The following is a 17009-nucleotide window of genomic DNA, read 5'->3' on the forward strand; positions in this document are numbered from 1 at the left end:
TGTTTTAAATAGTTTCCTTGCGGACCCGGCAGCTTATTCCAGGCTTATGAGATAATTTTTTACGCGAGATAAGCAGCCATGAAAGAGCAAAATCGGGATGTCGGCATCAAACCTTATGGCGGCTCAGCCGGCGGCTGGGGTGCACTGAAAGCGGTAGCAGATGCCATTCGCCGTCAGATGGCGGTGAAACAGGATGTGATTGCGTTATTTAAGGTCAATCAGCCGGAGGGATTTGACTGTCCGGGCTGCGCCTGGCCCGATCCGCGTCACGCCTCGTCGTTTGAGTTTTGTGAAAATGGTGCCAAAGCTGTCTCCTGGGAAGCGACCAGCAAACGCACCACGCCCGCCTTTTTCGCCGCGCACACCGTCAGCGAACTCTGGCAGCGCAGCGCGTTTGAACTGGAAGGTGAAGGCCGGCTCACGCATCCGATGAAATATGATGCCGTCAGCGATACTTATCAGCCCATTGAGTGGGAAACCGCGCTGCAGGAGATTGGCGCGCTGCTGCGCGGTTATGACGATCCCGATAGCGTGGAATTTTATACTTCCGGACGCGCTTCAAATGAAGCGGCCTTTCTCTGGCAGCTGTTTGCCCGCGAATATGGCACCAACAATTTTCCCGACTGCTCCAATATGTGCCATGAGCCCACCAGCGTAGGCCTGCCTGAATCCATCGGCGTCGGCAAAGGCACGGTAGAGCTGGAGGATTTCGATCACGCCGATCTGGTGATCTGTATTGGTCACAACCCTGGCACCAACCATCCGCGTATGCTGGGGACGCTGCGGGAGGTCTCTAAGCGTGGTGCAAAAATTGTGGCCATTAACCCGCTGCGCGAGCGCGGGCTGGAGCGTTTTACCTCTCCGCAAAGCCCGATTGAAATGCTCTCGATGGGGTCCACGCAGCTGGCCTCAACCTACTATAAAGTGCGCGTTGGCGGCGATGCGGCCATGCTCAAAGGGGTGATGAAAACGCTGCTGGCTATGCATGATAACGCGCTTGAAGCCGGCGAGCCGCCGGTTCTGGATGAGACGTTTATCCGTGAACATACTGAAGGCTTCGCGGCGCTGAAAGCGGATCTGGATGACACCAGCTGGGATCATATTCTGAAAGTCTCCGGCATGGATATCGCCGAAATCCAGAATATTGCCCACCTCTACGCCGCCGCGGAAAACACCATTATCTGCTACGGAATGGGCATCACCCAGCATCAGTACGGCACGCAAAATGTGCAGCAGATTGCGAACCTGCTACTGCTGCGCGGCAATATTGGCCGGCGTGGCGCAGGCATCTGCCCGCTGCGCGGACACTCCAACGTACAGGGCGATCGCACCGTGGGCATTACAGAGATCCCCTCGCAGACGCTGCTGGACAGTCTGCAGAAGGTCTTTGGCTTTACGCCCCCGCAGCAGCACGGGCACGGCGCGGTGGCGGCGATTCAGGCGATTCGTGACGGACGCTCAAAGGCGCTGCTTTGCCTGGGCGGCAACCTTGCTGAAGCGATCTCCGATCCGCAAATCACCTTTGAAGCGATGCGCAAGCTCGATCTGGTGGTGCATATGGCGACGAAGCTCAACCGCTCTCATCTGTTGATGGCTAAACATAGTTACCTGCTGCCTGTGCTGGGCCGCACGGAGCGGGATCGCCAGGCGTCGGGCGACCAGAGCGTCACCGTGGAAGATTCGATGTCGATGGTGCACGCCTCGCGCGGCACGCTGGAGCCTGCCTCGCCGCATCTAAAATCGGAACCGGCGCTGGTAGCAGGGCTGGCAAAAGCGACGCTGCCGGCTTCCCGCGTAAACTGGGATAAAATGGTCAGCGACTACAGTAACATTCGTGATGCGATTGAGGCCGTCTTCCCCGCTTTTGAGAACTTTAACCAGCGCGTTATGCAGCCTGGCGGTTTCCGCCTGTACAACGCGGCTTCTGAACGTGTCTGGCTGACGCCGTCGAAGCGCGCGCAGTTTAAAGTGATGCAGGGCATCAATGAGGATCCGCGTTCGCTACAGTGTCACGATCTGGTGCTGACCACGCTGCGCAGTCACGATCAATATAACACGACGCTTTACGGGCTGAACGATCGTTATCGCGGCATTACCGGCCGGCGCGACGTACTCTTTATTTCTGCCGATGAAGCGGAGAGCCGGCAGCTGCGCTCCGGCGATACGGTCAATATGACCGCGCTCGATCCGCAGGGCAACCGCACGCAGCGCCGTATGGAGAACCTGACCCTCGTGATTTATGACATGGCGCCCGGTTCGGTAGCCGCTTACTATCCGGAAGCGAATATCATGGTGCCGCTCGACAGCCACGATACGCAAAGCGGTATTCCCGCGTATAAAAGTATTCCGGTGGTGATTGAGCCTTCCGGTGCCGCGCAGGCTGACAGCAGCGGCGTGCTGCGTTAAGTGCAGGGCTCCGGATACGCATTCATGCTGTCCGGAGCCGCGCTTTAGTGGCGAATCGCGCAGCCACATTGCGACATTTCGCCCGGGATATATTTTCCCTGATGGGAATGCCGCACTTCCAGTGCACCCTGCTGCCAGACGCTGCTGTCAGCACGCTGCTCCAGTAACCGGTTCAGCGTTTCTGCGATCTGTAACTCGCTGCGCGGTGCCCAGCGGGTAAGATGCCATGTGGATGTTGCCGCTTCGGGCACGCTGCCATAGCCCGTTACCGCCACGTGCGCACCCTGACCAAAATCACGCACGGCCTGTAGCGCGCCAAACGCCAGCTCATCGCTGCTGCACACCAGCGCGTTAATACGTTCAGCGGCACGGGTTTTCTTCAGGTAGGTCATCATACTTTGATACGCCGCTTCGCGCTGCTCACTGCCGGCCGTCAGTAAAAGCTGTATCTCTTTCTCCTGCGTCTGCAAAGCGGCATTCACGCCTGCCAGCTGCTGGCTTATAGCCGGCGTGTCACCGGCGTGCATAAAGCCTGTCCGCTGATGCCCCTGCGAAAGCAGCAGCAGGGCGAGCGCTTCGCCGGCGCTGTAGCGATCGATGGCCAGTGCATCAGCATGAAGCTGCGCGACCGCAGGCAGGATCTCTGCGGCCAGAGTCTGCTCATCGTCGCAGACAGATGAGAGATACAGCAGATGCGTAACCGGCAGCGCGGCGGCATTATGCAGCGCCTGCTGCAGCTCCTCGCGTGACTGCGCATGAATCAATAGGCTGACCATGCCGCGTTTGTTGAGCTGAGCGCTGAATGCGCTGAGCTGACGCGCGGTTGCCGCATTTTCAGGCGCGCGACAGATCAGCGCGACAAGTGAAGAGGAAGCTGACATCAAAGAGGCTCCTGCCAGTCCAGGCTGGCCTGATGAATAAAACGGTGAGTATTCCACGTTACCCGAATAATGCGCTATCGCCAACAACCGGCGGTACGCTCTGATTAAGACCGGTGCACCGGACGGCTTTCAGCCGCGCCTTAACGATCACTTCGAGCCGGCAACTGTTACACTGTTGCCACTTATCTTCTGTTTGCGGAACCCTTATGCACGTGATTATCGATCCGGCCGATCGGCCTTTTATCCACCGACTGCTGGGCAGTGAACCTGACACCATCGACGCCAGCTCTGCTGAAGCGCAGCGCCTGCAGCAGGCTCTGGTTATCGCTCGTCAGCAGAAAAACCACGAAGCCGATCTCGACTGGAAACGTAACGCGCTCTATCTGGTGCTGTTTCTGTTTTTATATGGCGTACTCGGCGCGTCGTTAACCCTGGATCTCACCGGTCTGGCACAGGATTCGCTGCATAAAAGTATCGCTTATGCTCTGGCGGCAGTACCGGTGCTGATCGCTTTCTCAGGCCTGTTTATCTCACTGCTGTTTCTGTTTGTGACACGCGGCAGCGCGCGTCGTCTGCGCAGCTGGGACCAGGGCATCTGGGTACTTGAGAAATACACAGGGTGCAACCTCATTATGCAGATCAACGAAATGGGCGCGCGCGCAACCAATTATTCACAGTCCGCTATCAGCGTAGCGCTGGCGCTGTTTATCTGTGTCACCTGGGTAGTGATGTATAACTTCTTTACCTTTACCACCAGCGGCGTTATTGGCAGCGTTATCTCTCTGTTTATCACCACCATGACTTACGTCATGCTCGATATTCAGCTGCTGAAGTCCGGGAAGTCGATTGCCATTGATGAACCTCAGTTCCCGGCGGACGACGAGAAAACGCCATAGTCCTTGCAGGCAAAGGCGCGGGCGGAACGCATCTGCCCGCGCCCGCCACGCCTCGTCAATCCTTAACTATACTCAGCATGGGATTTTTACGATGTTGTGTAAGGAGAGACAATGAAGATTTGGCCTCTGGTTGCTGTCACCGCGCTTTCACTGACGCTGGTGGCCTGCAAATCGCCTACCCCGCCTAAAGGTGTTAAGCCGGTTACCGGTTTTGATGCACAGCGCTATCTGGGCAAGTGGTATGAAATTGCGCGTCTCGATCATCGCTTTGAGCGTGGTAAAGATCACGTGACCGCCACGTATAAAAAGCGCAGCGATGGCGGACTGGTTGTTATCAATCGCGGTTACGATCCGGAGAAGAAATCCTGGAGTGAAAGCGAGGGTAAAGCCTATTTCACCGGACGCTCTGACGTTGCGGCGCTAAAGGTTTCGTTCTTCGGGCCTTTTTACGGCGGCTACAACGTTATCGCGCTGGATGAAGATTATCAGTATGCGCTGGTCAGCGGCCCGAATCGCAGCTACTTGTGGATACTGTCGCGCCAGCCGCAGATCCCGGAGCAGGTTAAACGTGACTACGTTAATCTTGCCAGGGAGCTGGGCTTTGCCACCGATAAACTCATCTGGGTCGATCAATCCTGACAAACACGTTTCACCGCGGGGTGGTTTGCGGTTACCGTATGTTTACGGTAACCTTGGCGCCCCTTTTTGCCCTGTGAGACGCAACCTGATATGCATTCAAATGACCCTCTGCACGGCGTAACGCTGGAAATGATAGTGACTGCGCTGGCAGAACATTACGGCTGGGCAGAACTGGCAAAAAAGATCAATATTAACTGCTTTAAAAGCGATCCCAGTATAAAGTCGAGCCTTAAATTTTTGCGACGTACACCCTGGGCGCGTACAGAAGTTGAAGCGCTCTATCGGGAGATGTTAACTGAACAGCCTGAGAAAGATCTTGCTGACGCCGGATTTAATCCGTGGACGCAGGGAAATAAAGAGGAGCACTGAGCGTTCTCAGGCAGGGCTAAATAGCGCCCTGCCCAATAAGTATTACTGCGTATTTTTATTCGCTTCTTTCTCTTTTTTATTCGCCATGTGATGACCTACTGCACATCCTGCTGCCGCACCGGCTACACCGTGATGCTTAAGATGCCCTGCCACACCGCCTACCGCAGCCCCTTTCAGACAGCCTTTAGCCTGAACCTGAGCAGTCGCTGATAACAGCACGCCGGCAGTTAATAAAGCAAACGCTATTTTACGCATATTCTTATCCCCGAAAATAAATGCAGATTGCATTCATGCTGAATATAGTAATGAAATTCCGGAATATCGAATGAATTACCTGAGTTGCGCCGCAATAATGTGTAACCAGAAATAAGTTACTAAAGGTTAAATTTCGCGTTGAAGCGTGTCATTGCTATGCGTTCTGCAGTCAGGGAATAAAATAGAATAAAAATGAGGCGAACAGATAGACTGGCCCGGCACAGTGCTAAGTGCGCCTTATCTGGCAAAGGGGATGGATTATGCTTGCGGGTTTATCCACATTCCGCGTGAAAAGAGCAGGCGCAAACCTGTGGATAACCTTCTGCAGGCCGCATGGCAGATACGCCGCCATTGATTGGTTATTTTTTAACCATAAGAACAGCAAAGCCGCCCGAAGGCGGCCTTAACGCTTATTCACGCCAGATTATTTATAGAGCTCAGCGGTCATATGCACACGGTTGTTTGTATTGGCTTCAGTAATTTTGTACTGCGCGCCCTGCTCCTGCGCCTGAGCGGCAATTTTCGCTTCTGCACCATCCAGCGTACCGGAGGTCACAGAGATGCTCTGTGCAAAGCTTGCGCCGGATACCAGGGTCAGAGCGGTTACAGCAGCAATTGAGAGAGCTTTCATGGTTTTCATAATCTTTTCCTTAATATCTGTTTTAAAGGCCGCACGCCTTTGATGAGAAATATAGTAACACTGTAAACTATATACATTTTGATAATTAATGCTGTTACTGTGATCTTGCTAACTAAATTCACAAGCAAGTCAAGCAGTTTATTTCACTTAAGAAAGCAGCTGGAGAATCACTCCGGAAACGCTATCAGCGCTACCTCTGTTGCGATGAAGAGAGAATAAAGGTGTTGAGGAGAGTTTAAAAGCTAAGCATTTTGCCGTTTATGTTCATATTTTTTGAATAAAAACAGGCGTAAAAAAACCGCCATCAGGCGGTTTTTCTCAGCAGGCGGAGAGGGGTACGGCTGTTATTCCTGGATCAGAGAAGCAGGTAGCGCTCAGACTTTGTTTTTATAGTTGAAGCTGATTTGCGAACCCTGTTCGCGGGGCAGTCGCCGCGCCTGGAGATAGACAGACTTCCAGTAAGGATTGTTGAGGGATGAACGCATCACACCCTGACTCACCGACGCATGCAGGAACTGGCGGTCAGTATCATAGAAGCCGACATGCAGCTCATGCCTGATGCGGAAAAAGACCAGATCGCCCGGCTGCAGATGGGCCTGATCGACCGGCTTGCCCATGGCGATGAGTTCACGTGTCGTCACGCGCTCCATCGGAATATTAAAGCGATCTTTCAGCGTGCGCCAGACAAAGCCTGAACAGTCCACGCCGGAGAGCTGCGTGCCGCCCCACTGATATTTTGTGCCCTGCCAGGAGTGCATCTGATCGTGCAGTGCAGCAATAACCGGGATTAAATCGGGCTGTTTATCACCAGAGAGATTCATTTCAGCGCTGTCAGACGGAGGCGCTTCATGATGCTTTTTCGCGCATCCAGCCAGCGTAAAGAGCAGCAGACTGGTAAAAAGAGTACGGCTTGCGGTGATAGTCATGGGTTGTCGTTTCGCCCGGCTTATTGGTGAAAGATTTATACCGTAAAAAAGCAGCACAGTTAAACCCGCAGCGGGAAAATCCTCACTCTCTCCCTGTTATTTACCTTAATTTACATAAAGGTAACATCATGTTTATACGTATAAAAACAGGATAAACAGTAATTTTGACAGGTGCCGTGGGTCGCGCGTGCTGAACGAGCTAATTTTAGCGGGTGTTTGAGAAAAGAGGAGGAGGGAAAAGAAAAATTTCAGCCGTCTTGTGAAGTGATAAAGAGGATGTCCCGGTTAACTCTGACAGCCAGCCGGGACTCAATGGCTACTCTTCTGCAGCGGCGACGGCCAGCGACTCAATTTGCTGCCAGAAATTCTCAGGCAGAGACTGAACCAGCGGAACCGGATCGCTGACAGCATGTTCGATGACGGCCAAAAGTTGCTGTGTGTCACTGTTGTTGTTTTTCAGAAGTGTTGTCATAACGCAATAACCTGGTGAAATGTATCAGCGGGTTATTGTAAGGATCTGGTACTAAAAATAAATAAACGAACCGCACTAATCTGCCGCTGGCTTAAGGCATTTGTGCGTTTTGCACGTAACTTCACAGGCTGAAAACAGACCAGGCACGTCAGTTTTACAAAATAAAAACAGTGCGGTAAAAAATAGCGTTTATGCGCAACGTCTGCCGCTCGCTAGAGGCGGCGGCAGAACCTGAGTGCATCAGCGCGGGATGATATTTTCCGCTTTGAGGCGATCGAACAGCTGGATAAAAGAGTCAACGGACGAACGATAGCCGGTAAAACCTGCTTTGCGGCTTTTGCTCATATCTGTAAACACTTCCATCGGGCGACCGAGATCGGCATCGGTATGCCACCATGACGCCAGCTTACTGATATCCGCCTCACGTAACTGATAGCGTGCAGCGATCTCCTGCCAGATTTCAGCCGCCTCCTGCATTCTCTCTTCCAGCGGCAGCGTCTGAGCCGGCAAGTCTGCAGCTTCGATACCAAAATAGGCTGCCAGCTGCGGCCACATCCAGTTCCAGCGGAAAACGTCGCCGTTTACTGCGTTAAAGTCCTGATTCGCTGCGCCTTCTGCTGTAGCCGCCCAGACCAGCTGCTCAGCCAGCAAACCAGCATCCGTCACATCGACCAGACCATTCCACTGCTCAGGCGAGCCGGGGAAGATAAACGGCCAGCCTTTCTCACGGCACAGGGTGGCATAGACGGCCAGCGTCTGGCCCATATTCATCGCATTACCCAGCGCAAAGCCGACGATGGTGTGCGGACGGTGCACGCTCCAGCGATAATCATATTTTTCGGCCCCGGCAAACAGCTCATCCTCCTGAGCATAATAGAAGTTATCTACCGGCTGGCGGCCCTGCTCTTCGCGGAACGGCGTAACTGGTACGGCTCCTTTACCATAGGCTTCAAAAGGCCCCAGATAGTGCTTAAGGCCGGTTACCAGCGCCACGTGAGCACCCTGCAGCCGTTCGCCCAGCGCCTCAATGACGTTACGCACCATGCCGCCATTAACGCGAATGTTCTCTTTCTCATTTTCCTGACGTGCCCAGACGCTGAAAAACAGCGCATCGGGTTTTTCCTGCGCCAGCGCATCGCGTACCGCGTCGCTGTCGGTAAGGTCAGCAGTCAGGCTACGGCAGCCATCCGGTACTGCACCACGTCCGCGCGATAAGCCGGTAACGTCCCAGCCCTCTTTCTGCAGCTGTTCTGCCAGCGCACGTCCGATAACGCCACTGATCCCTACAATGAGTGCCTGTTTTTTCATCATTATCCTCCCGTCGGTTTATTAATATTTAGCCTAATAGAGAAATCAGTTCTTATCTCTGGTAAAAATTCACTTCATTTCTGAATTGAGTTCATGAATAGATGCACGATCATCGCCTGAAAGATATTGTTCCTTTTGTTGCCAGCGTGGAATGCGGCAGCTTTGCTGCGGCGGCGCAGCGGCTGCATCTGACCGGTTCAGCGATCAGTAAAAGCGTTACCCGGCTGGAAACGCGTCTCGGCTCACGCCTGCTGGAGCGCACCACGCGCAGTCTGAAGCTGACCGATGCCGGCAGCGCCTACTATCAGACCTGCCTGCGCGTCATGGAGGAGCTGGCCGAAGCGGAATCGGTACTGGCCGCGCAGCGAACGATCCCGTCAGGGCGCCTGCGACTGGCCCTGCCCAGCACCTACGGCCGGCTGGCGGTGATGCCGCTGCTGATCGCTTTTTGCCAGCAGCACGCGGAAGTGGAGCTAAGCCTGACGTTTTCCGATCGCTTTATCGATCTGTTTGAGGAGGGAATCGATCTGGCCGTGCGCATCGGCGGCTCGCCGGATCTGCCCGCGTCACTGGGCTGCCGTCATCTCGGGCGTGAACGTATGGTATTTTGCGCAGCGCCGGACTATCTGGCACATCACGGCTATCCCGCAACGGAAAATGAGCTGCTGCTGCATCCGGCGGTAATGTATGAACGGGTTGATGGCACCACCAAGCCCTGGCTGCTGACTACCGCAGAGGGGCACGCTTACTGGCGTAATGTCCCGCATCGTATGGCGCTGGGCGATGTGGATGCACAGGTGCAGGCAGTCTGTGCCGGATTAGGCGTGGCGCAGATGCCCTCCTGGCTCATCGCCGGGCCGCTGCAGCGTGGCGAGCTCGAAATTATTCTCCCACAGCAGCAGCCAGACGGCTTTGCGCTGTCGCTGATCTGGCCGCGCCGCAAGCAGCTGTTACCGAAAGTTGATGCGCTGCTGACGGCGCTTGAACAGTTGCCTATCCGTTAGCCGCTCAGGGACGTTCTGTGGTCACAAATTTGATATCAGTTGGCGTGGCAATTTCTGCCGCCTTCCCTTTCGCCTCCAGCTCGCCGCTCTCTTCGTCGAAAGAAAACAGCGAAATGGCGTTAGTGAAGACATTGGTCACGTACAGATAGCGGCCGGTGGCGTCAAAAGATAACGCCCGCGGCTCAATGCCGCCTGCCGGGTAGCGTACGGGCGCCTCCGGTTTGCCGTCACGCCCAATCCGGAATACCAGCAGATGGTTATGCGAACCGCGGTTGGACACAATCAGAAATTTGCCCTGCGGGCTGAGCATGATTGCGCCGCCGCTTCTCTGATCCGCCGTAGCGTTATCGGGCGCTATGTCCGTACTCGCAATGCGTTCCGGTTTTTCTCCCGTAAACCGCCAGGTTTCGACCACCGCCGCCATTTCTGCAATGACCCAGGCGTAGTGACCATCAGCTGAAAATACCATATGACGCGGCCCGGCACCGGGTGAAAAGGTCATGTCGCGTGCCGGATCCGGCTGCAGCGGCGTGGCTGAATGCGCGTCGTAGCGATAAGCATAAAGCTTGTCACCCCCCAGGTCAGCGGCATAAAGCGTCTTTCCATCCGGCGTAAACGTGACTGAATGAGCATGTCCGCTCTCCTGACGCTCGTCCACGACGCCGCTGCCTTCAGCAAACGGAAAGTGCTGCACCGGCGCACCCAGCGATCCATCCTGGTTCACCGGCAGTACGGCAATGCCTGCACCGCCTTTATTACCGGAATAGTTGGCGACCAGCAGATAGCGGCCATCGGGGCTGAGCGTGGCGTGTGTTGGCTCATCGCCGTGGCTGGTTATCGTGTTGATCACTTTTACGGTGCCATCAGCCGCAACCGACAGTGCGGTTACGCTGCCTGCCTTCTCTTCGTTGGTGGTATAGAGAAAACGCCCGTCGGCAGATTTCACCAGCCATGACGGACTCTTCATCTTCACCACATCCAGCGGGGTAAGCGTGCCGTCACGGTTCAGCTTCAGCCGGTAGAGCCCCTCGCTTGGCTGCGCCGGTTTTTCAGCCGCCGGAGCATCAGGCACGCTGGTCCAGGTGCCCACCAGGGCGATTTGATCTTCGCTATTTTGTGCCATTACATTTCCCCCAAAAGTAAAAAGAGCCAGTGACAGTGCTACGGAAAGCGGCGTCAATGCGCCAGACGCAGCGGGTTTGAAAGGTATAGACATCGTTATGTTTATCCTGCAGACCAGAGGTGTGATACAGCGTAGTCAGGAAACGGGCAATCTGGCAACGATTCTGCAAGCCGTCTATAGGAGTTAGTCAACAATCTGATTCTGCGATTAACACTGCCTGCCAGAGATGATTTAATAGCTTTTTTACTGCCCGGGACGGATCTATGTTGCCGTTTTCAAATGGATTTTTGCTTAGCCTCTCCTTATGTCTCGATATTGGTCTTGCCAATATCGCCATGCTGACCCTGGCGATGCAGCGCGGTTTTCTGCAGGGTTTCTGGCTGGGTGTCGGCACCTGCATTGGCGATTTGATCTATGCCCTGCTGGCGCTGGCGGGTATGGCTATGGTGCTGCAATTTGCGCCTGTGCGCTGGGCATTATGGATTGGCGGTGGCCTGCTACTGATCGGGTTTGCCGGGCGTATGCTTTACGCCGCGCTGATAAAGTCTGTTGCCATGCCGGCAGCTGAAACCGCGCCCCGACAGCCGCTGTCACGGGAATTCCGGCGCGGAGTGGTGCTGGCAATGTCATCGCCTACCGCCATTCTCTGGTTTGCCAGCGTGGGCGGCGCGCTGATTGCGCGTATGGGTAACCAGGGAGCAGGCGCCACGGCAGAATTCCTGAGCGGCTTCTTTATTGCAGGTTTGCTCTGGAGCGGCGTGATTTGCCTGACCGGCGCGCTGGGCGGCAAAATGCTGGGTGGGAAGCTGCTGAGGCTCTCTTATCTCGCCTCAGCGCTGATTTTCAGCTATTTCGCGGTGTATGTGATCTACTCCGGGTATCAGGAGTTTGTCATATCCTGAAGCGTGCTCTGCCGCTATCTGTGCGGCAGAGCAGCGCCTGTTAGCCAGCAAAATATTTATCTACCAGCGCATAGAGGATTGCGGCCGTTTCTGCATCCATTACGCCCGCATAATCCTGCTGACGAAAATGCAGCTGAAACGCCCTGACCAGCACACGATAGCCGTGAGCGGATGCAGCCTCCTGCGTGTTATAGCCATATGTTTTAAATTTGCTGATAATTTCTTTTTTATCCGGCAATCCGGCAGCAAAACGCTCCCTATACATCTGTTTCGTACTTTCATCATACCAGGCACCCACGCCCGCTTCATATAATCGCTGCCACGGAAAGCTTGCGCCCGGATCGCTTTTGCGACCCGGAGCAATATCGCTGTGCCCTACTACCTGCGTAGGTGTAATATCGGGATAACGCTGCAGAATATTATATGCCAGAGAAATTATCGCCTCGATTTGACTGTCGGGATAAGGAGGAAAAATAAATCCTTCACTGCTACTTTTAGCCTCATTAACAATTTCTATGCCGATGGATGAGTCATTAATATTTGTTCGTCCGGCCCATGTGCTGACGCCGGCATGCCATGCGCGCTCGTGCTCATCCACCAGGTTAAATATACGTTCATCGGTAAATCCGGCGTCGATATACGTTTTGTCTGTAAAATCCGGGACCAGATAGTGGGCGCTGACGGAAGCGCCCGTTAGCGCATTCACTGAACCGTTAAAATTTAATGCAGTGTAATGCATAATAAGAAAGCGTACGCGGCGGTTAAAGCCTTTTACAGAACGATAGCTGTTATAATCAATTTTAATCATGATATTCTCCTTTTCGTGTAAGAGAAATCATTTTTATAGCACCTATATTAAACAAAAATAAAACGAAGGTTTGCGATGACAAATTTATACAATTTTAATTACGGAGTTTTTTAAGCGCTATTTCACGCCTTTACGCTATATTTTCTTGTTATATTTTTATTAATAAAAAATAGCCTGATGAATCGGATATTTACTGATGCAATATGCTGGCATACCAGCGTTCCGGTTACGTTAAAAAACGGATGCAATAATTTGCATCCGCTAACGGTAGTTACACGCCGGCAATCTGCCTGAGCTCGGTTTCAGCGCCTGGCGCCACTGCCAGCACCTGAGCGCCTTTCAGCAGGCGATCGCCTTCGGTATTAAACGGGTGATACCAGCCCCCCGCCTCTTTCACCAGACAATATCCCGCCAGACAATCCCAGGCGTGCATATAGGGTTCAAAATAGCCTATCACCCGTCCTGCAGCGACCCAGGCCAGCATCAGAGCGCCTGAGCCAATACGGATAAAGTTGCCGCCCGCCGCCAGCAGCGACGCGAGCAGCCTGCCCACCTCTTCCGGGCTGACGTGGCTGTTTGCACCAAAACCTGTCACGTGATTCTGCAAAGTGCGTGCGGGATCAACCTGCAGTGTCGTGCCATTCAGCGTGGCGCCAGCGCCGAGGGAGGCGGCATAACACTCTTCATAAACCGGCGCATAAATAATGCCAACCACCGGTATCCCCTCGTGCAGTACGGCCACCGACACGCACCAGTTAGGCATACCGTTCAGAAACGGGCTGGTGCCATCGATAGGGTCAACCACCCAGGTATAACCTGACGAACCAGGCTGCAGGCCATACTCCTCTCCCAGAAAACCATCCTGCGGAAACCGGAGGCGGATCTGCTCTGCTATCAGCTGCTCAACTTCACGATCGGCGCGTGAGACCACATCCTGCAGATCGTATTTCGTTTCCACCACCAGCGAATCGCGCTGCCGGAACCAGGCCAGAGCCTTTTCACCCCCCGCCCGCGCAACCTGCTCAGCCAGCTCCCGTCGCGCCTGTAGCGCACTGCTTACTGTCTCACTCATGACGCTTCCTCTTGTCAGCCGGCAATCAGAGCCAGCCCCTGTGGTTTGAAATCGACGCCGACCCGTGCCGCCAGCGGCAGCTGCTGCTCCATCTGTGCATCGACGATAAACAAGGCGCCCAGCTCAGTGGTCACTTCATATTCGATATGGTCGCCCAGCCAGGTGCAGTGCGTGATCTCCCCCGTCAGTGCCCCGGCGCGGTGAGTGCTGAGCGTAATAAACTGCGGGCGCACGGAGAGACGGGCGGTGCCGGCGAGGACGCCGTTGTCCGGCACGCGATAGCGCTGATTTCCCAGCCGAATCAGCGCCTCACTCTCTGCGACCTCTTCAACTTCACACGGCAGGATATTCGCCTCTCCCATAAAATCGGCAATAAACTCGGAGGCCGGACTGCGATAGAGCGTTTCCGGCGCGCCCTGCTGAGCGATATCTCCCTCTTTCATGACAATAATTTTGTCGGATACCGCCAGCGCCTCCTCCTGATCGTGCGTGACATACACTGCCGTAAAGCCAAGCCGCTGCTGCAAATCACGGATATCGGTCCGCACCCGGCGACGCAGCCGTTCATCCAGGTTAGAAAGCGGCTCATCCAGCAACAGCACCTGCGGCTCCAGCACCAGCGCGCGCGCCACCGCAATGCGCTGCTGCTGGCCACCTGACAATTCTGAAGGCAGACGCTGTCCCTGACTCTCCAGTCCTACCAGTTTCAGGCCTTCACGCGCGCGATCCTGCGCCTCACGCTTCGTCATCCCGGACGACTGTAGCCCGTACATGATATTTTCCAGCGCGCTCATATGGGGGAACAGCGCGTAGCTTTGAAAAACCATCGCCACATCGCGTTCGTTAGCGGGCAGATGGGTGACGTCTTTCCCGCCAATCAGTATCCGTCCGGAGGTAGGATGTTCCAGCCCGGCGAGCAGGCGCAGCGTCGTGGTTTTACCGCAGCCGGAAGGACCCAGCAGCGTCACCAGCGTACCCGGCTCCACGGTGAGCGAGAGATCCGGCAGCGCGTTAAACCCGGCAAAACGCTTAGTGACGTGTTCAAATACAACGGAACCTGCTTTGATGGCACTCATACAGCACTCTCCTGGGTTAAGGATGGAGCAACGGGCGGAGCGGCGACATCTACCGGGCGCGCCACGCGGCGCAGCCGGCGCTCACCCACCAGCCACTGGAACAGGCCAATAATCAGCAGCATGACAAAAATCAGTACGGTGGAGTACGCGATAGCCACACCATATTCTCCGTTCTCCACCAGGCCAACGATGTAGGACGTCGCCATGTTGTACTGCGCGCTGACAAGGAAAATCACGGCGCTGATAGAGGTAATCGCGCGCACAAAGGCGTAGACCAGCGCGGCGCTGATGGCCGGTTTCAGCAGGGGCAGTACCACTTTGCGCAGCGTGCGGAAACTGCTGGCACCCAGCGTCAGCGACGCTTCATCCAGACTTTTATCGAGCTGGCTCATGGCGGCAATGCCGCCGCGCACGCCCACCGGCATATTACGGAAGACAAAACAGGCGATCAGGATCATCGCCGTCCCGGTGATCTCCAGCGGCGGCAGGTTATAAGCCATAACATAGCTCACGCCGATAACCGTACCGGGAATGGCAAAGCTCAGCATCAGCAGAAACTCAAACGTCTGCCGCCCGGCAAACTTCTGGCGCACAATCAGCCAGGCGGTCAGCAGCCCGACAATTGCGGTGAGCGGCGCGGCGATCAGCGCTATCTCCAGCGTGGTCCAGAAGGAGTTCCATGCCACCCCGCTCCACAGCAGGTGTCCGTCGCTGATGCTCACGCGGAAAGCGCGCACGTAGTGCTCAATCGTCAGCGCACTGTTCAGGCCCCACGACTGCACAAAACCTCCGACCAGAATCATGCCGTAGACCACCAGGGTAAAGAGGCCCCACGGGATCACCAGCCCATAGACGCCGCCGCGCAGCAGCCGCGGCAGCTGGCTGTGCTGGCCACCATCCCCTTTGCCGGTTACGGTGGCAAAGTTTTTGCCCCCCAGCCACAGGCGCTGCAGCACAAAGGCCGCCAGCGTGAAGCAGAGCAGGATCATCGCCAGCACCGCCGCGCGGCTCGGATCGTTCTGGGCGCCTACCACCGAGAAGAAAATTTCTGTCGAGAGCACGCCGTGGCTGCCACCCAGCACCATCGGGTTGCCGAAATCGGCCATGCTTTCGATGAAGCTGATCAGAAAGGCGTTTGCCAGGCCCGGCGCCATCAATGGCAGCGAAACGCGGCTGAAGGTGCGCCAGCGATCGGCACGCAGCGTCTGCGATGCCTCTTCCAGCGAGGGGCTGACGCCCTCGGCTACGCCAATCAGCACCAGAAAAGCGATGGGTGTAAAAGAGAGCACCTGCGCGATCCAGATCCCGGTCAGGCCATAGAGCCAGCGACCGGGCTCTATGCCAAACAGCGCGGCCAGATGTTCTGTCACCACTCCCGAACGGCCAAACAGCAGGATCAGCGCCAGTCCGATAACAAACGGTGGCGTGATAATGGGCAGAATGGTCAGCATGCGCAGCGCTTTTTTACAGGGCAGCGGCGTGCGCGTGGCGGCGAGCGCGAAAGCGAGCCCCAGCAGCGTGGAGCCGGTCGCCGTCATCAGCGCCAGCCAGAGCGTGCGCCAGGCTGTCCCGCAGCTGCCGCCCGCCAGACAGGAGAGGCTCCAGATTGAGGGATCCTGCAGGTTAGCTAACAGGCCCTCGGGTTGAAAGCTGCCGTCAACGTCCTGTACGGAGACCACAAACATACTCAGCACCGGGTAGAGCACAAATACGCTGACCAGCGCGGTGATCAGCACCAGCGCTGCCACCACAAAGGCATCTCCTCTCAGCACGCCGCGCTCGGCCAGCGCAAAGGCGAAAAGCAGCAGAAAGGTGGTCAGCAGTAAAATTGCGCCAGCTCCCATTGCAGGCTGCCCCTGTTCCAGCGTGCCAAACTGATTCTCCAGCCACAGCCAGCTCCAGCCGCTGTAGCCAATGGCATGGCCCTCAATCACCAGAAACAGAATCCCCAGCGCGCTGAATAACAGCAGCAGCGCGCTGCGCTGTCTGCCCGGCAGCAGGCCACTGACACCGCATAACAGCCAGAGCGTCAGCGCGCCCCACAGCCACGGATGTGCCGCGAGCTGCCACAGCGCCGGCGCGCTGGCCTCATCACGCCAGAGCGACAGGATCCAGCCGGTATCAAAAAAACCCGCTTCCAGGCTGTACCAGGGCAGCAGCGCCAGCGCTACGGCCCCCGATAGCAGAGCGCCTGTCAGACGGCGATTATGTGCATTCATATAACACCTCGAA

17 protein-coding genes are annotated in these 17009 nt (G+C 55.6%); 6 read left to right on the forward strand and 11 right to left on the reverse strand.

Translation table 11 applies throughout. The features are described from left to right. Positions 1-78: 78 nt before the first annotated feature. Entirely contained in the window at positions 79-2406 is a 2328-nt protein-coding gene (locus tag DBY66_RS04300; protein ID WP_040113566.1) for an FdhF/YdeP family oxidoreductase, read from the forward strand. Positions 2407-2450: 44 nt separating this feature from the next. Here DBY66_RS04300 and DBY66_RS04305 read toward each other — a convergent pair whose 3' ends face one another. Further along, positions 2451-3287, reverse strand: coding sequence for a substrate-binding domain-containing protein (locus DBY66_RS04305; protein ID WP_108569833.1), 837 nt, complete (start codon positions 3285-3287; stop codon positions 2451-2453). 206 nt (positions 3288-3493) lie between these two features. Here DBY66_RS04305 and DBY66_RS04310 point away from each other — a divergent pair, with 206 nt between their 5' ends. The 3 genes from DBY66_RS04310 to DBY66_RS04320 all read left to right on the forward strand — a co-directional run bounded on the left by DBY66_RS04310 (position 3494) and on the right by DBY66_RS04320 (position 5191). After that, positions 3494-4183, forward strand: coding sequence for a hypothetical protein (locus DBY66_RS04310; RefSeq protein WP_108569832.1), 690 nt, complete (start codon positions 3494-3496; stop codon positions 4181-4183). A 111-nt stretch (positions 4184-4294) separates the two neighbouring features. Then, complete coding sequence (blc, locus tag DBY66_RS04315; RefSeq protein WP_040113572.1) at positions 4295-4822, forward strand: outer membrane lipoprotein Blc; 528 nt, start codon at positions 4295-4297, stop codon at positions 4820-4822. Between the two features lie 90 nt (positions 4823-4912). After that, positions 4913-5191, forward strand: coding sequence for a VF530 family protein (locus DBY66_RS04320; RefSeq protein ID WP_094111816.1), 279 nt, complete (start codon positions 4913-4915; stop codon positions 5189-5191). A 42-nt stretch (positions 5192-5233) separates the two neighbouring features. Here the strand turns inward: DBY66_RS04320 and DBY66_RS04325 are convergent, their stop codons facing one another. The 5 genes from DBY66_RS04325 to DBY66_RS04340 all read right to left on the reverse strand — a co-directional run bounded on the left by DBY66_RS04325 (position 5234) and on the right by DBY66_RS04340 (position 8792). Beyond that, complete coding sequence (locus tag DBY66_RS04325) at positions 5234-5446, reverse strand: hypothetical protein (RefSeq protein ID WP_040113892.1); 213 nt, start codon at positions 5444-5446, stop codon at positions 5234-5236. A 424-nt stretch (positions 5447-5870) separates the two neighbouring features. Then, a complete protein-coding gene (locus tag DBY66_RS04330; RefSeq protein WP_040113576.1) occupies positions 5871-6086 on the reverse strand; it encodes a YdgH/BhsA/McbA-like domain containing protein in 216 nt (71 codons plus the stop codon). Between the two features lie 374 nt (positions 6087-6460). Beyond that, entirely contained in the window at positions 6461-7012 is a 552-nt protein-coding gene (locus DBY66_RS04335) for an NlpC/P60 family protein (RefSeq protein WP_108569831.1), read from the reverse strand. A 316-nt stretch (positions 7013-7328) separates the two neighbouring features. Next, positions 7329-7484: a hypothetical protein gene (locus DBY66_RS17850; protein ID WP_158249873.1), complete on the reverse strand. Its 156-nt coding sequence runs from the start codon at positions 7482-7484 to the stop codon at positions 7329-7331. Positions 7485-7724: 240 nt separating this feature from the next. Continuing rightward, positions 7725-8792, reverse strand: coding sequence for an SDR family oxidoreductase (locus DBY66_RS04340; RefSeq protein ID WP_071668378.1), 1068 nt, complete (start codon positions 8790-8792; stop codon positions 7725-7727). Between the two features lie 101 nt (positions 8793-8893). Here DBY66_RS04340 and DBY66_RS04345 point away from each other — a divergent pair, with 101 nt between their 5' ends. Continuing rightward, positions 8894-9796 carry a LysR family transcriptional regulator gene (locus tag DBY66_RS04345; RefSeq protein ID WP_040113582.1) on the forward strand — a complete coding sequence of 301 codons (903 nt, stop codon included), beginning with the start codon at positions 8894-8896 and terminating at the stop codon, positions 9794-9796. 4 nt (positions 9797-9800) lie between these two features. Here DBY66_RS04345 and DBY66_RS04350 read toward each other — a convergent pair whose 3' ends face one another. After that, positions 9801-10919 (reverse strand): lactonase family protein, encoded by a 1119-nt coding sequence (locus tag DBY66_RS04350; RefSeq protein WP_071668379.1) that lies wholly within the window; start codon positions 10917-10919, stop codon positions 9801-9803. A gap of 263 nt (positions 10920-11182) precedes the next feature. Between DBY66_RS04350 and DBY66_RS04355 the strand changes: the two genes are divergently transcribed. Further along, the gene (locus DBY66_RS04355) at positions 11183-11821 is read left to right on the forward strand and encodes a LysE family transporter (protein WP_040113586.1); all 639 of its coding nucleotides are present in this window, start codon (positions 11183-11185) and stop codon (positions 11819-11821) included. A 40-nt stretch (positions 11822-11861) separates the two neighbouring features. Here the strand turns inward: DBY66_RS04355 and DBY66_RS04360 are convergent, their stop codons facing one another. The 4 genes from DBY66_RS04360 to DBY66_RS04375 form a co-directional block, all read right to left on the reverse strand. Beyond that, complete coding sequence (locus tag DBY66_RS04360) at positions 11862-12629, reverse strand: N-acetylmuramoyl-L-alanine amidase (RefSeq protein ID WP_071668380.1); 768 nt, start codon at positions 12627-12629, stop codon at positions 11862-11864. Between the two features lie 271 nt (positions 12630-12900). Continuing rightward, entirely contained in the window at positions 12901-13701 is an 801-nt protein-coding gene (locus DBY66_RS04365) for an inositol monophosphatase family protein (protein WP_108569830.1), read from the reverse strand. 14 nt (positions 13702-13715) lie between these two features. Beyond that, entirely contained in the window at positions 13716-14777 is a 1062-nt protein-coding gene (locus tag DBY66_RS04370; RefSeq protein WP_104085803.1) for an ABC transporter ATP-binding protein, read from the reverse strand. Beyond that, complete coding sequence (locus DBY66_RS04375) at positions 14774-16996, reverse strand: iron ABC transporter permease (protein ID WP_108569829.1); 2223 nt, start codon at positions 16994-16996, stop codon at positions 14774-14776. The genes DBY66_RS04370 and DBY66_RS04375 overlap by 4 nt, the downstream gene beginning before the upstream one ends. Positions 16997-17009: the final 13 nt, after the last annotated feature.

This window comes from Pantoea sp. RIT413 (genome assembly GCF_003057675.2).
Lineage (GTDB): Bacteria > Pseudomonadota > Gammaproteobacteria > Enterobacterales > Enterobacteriaceae > Pantoea > Pantoea eucrina.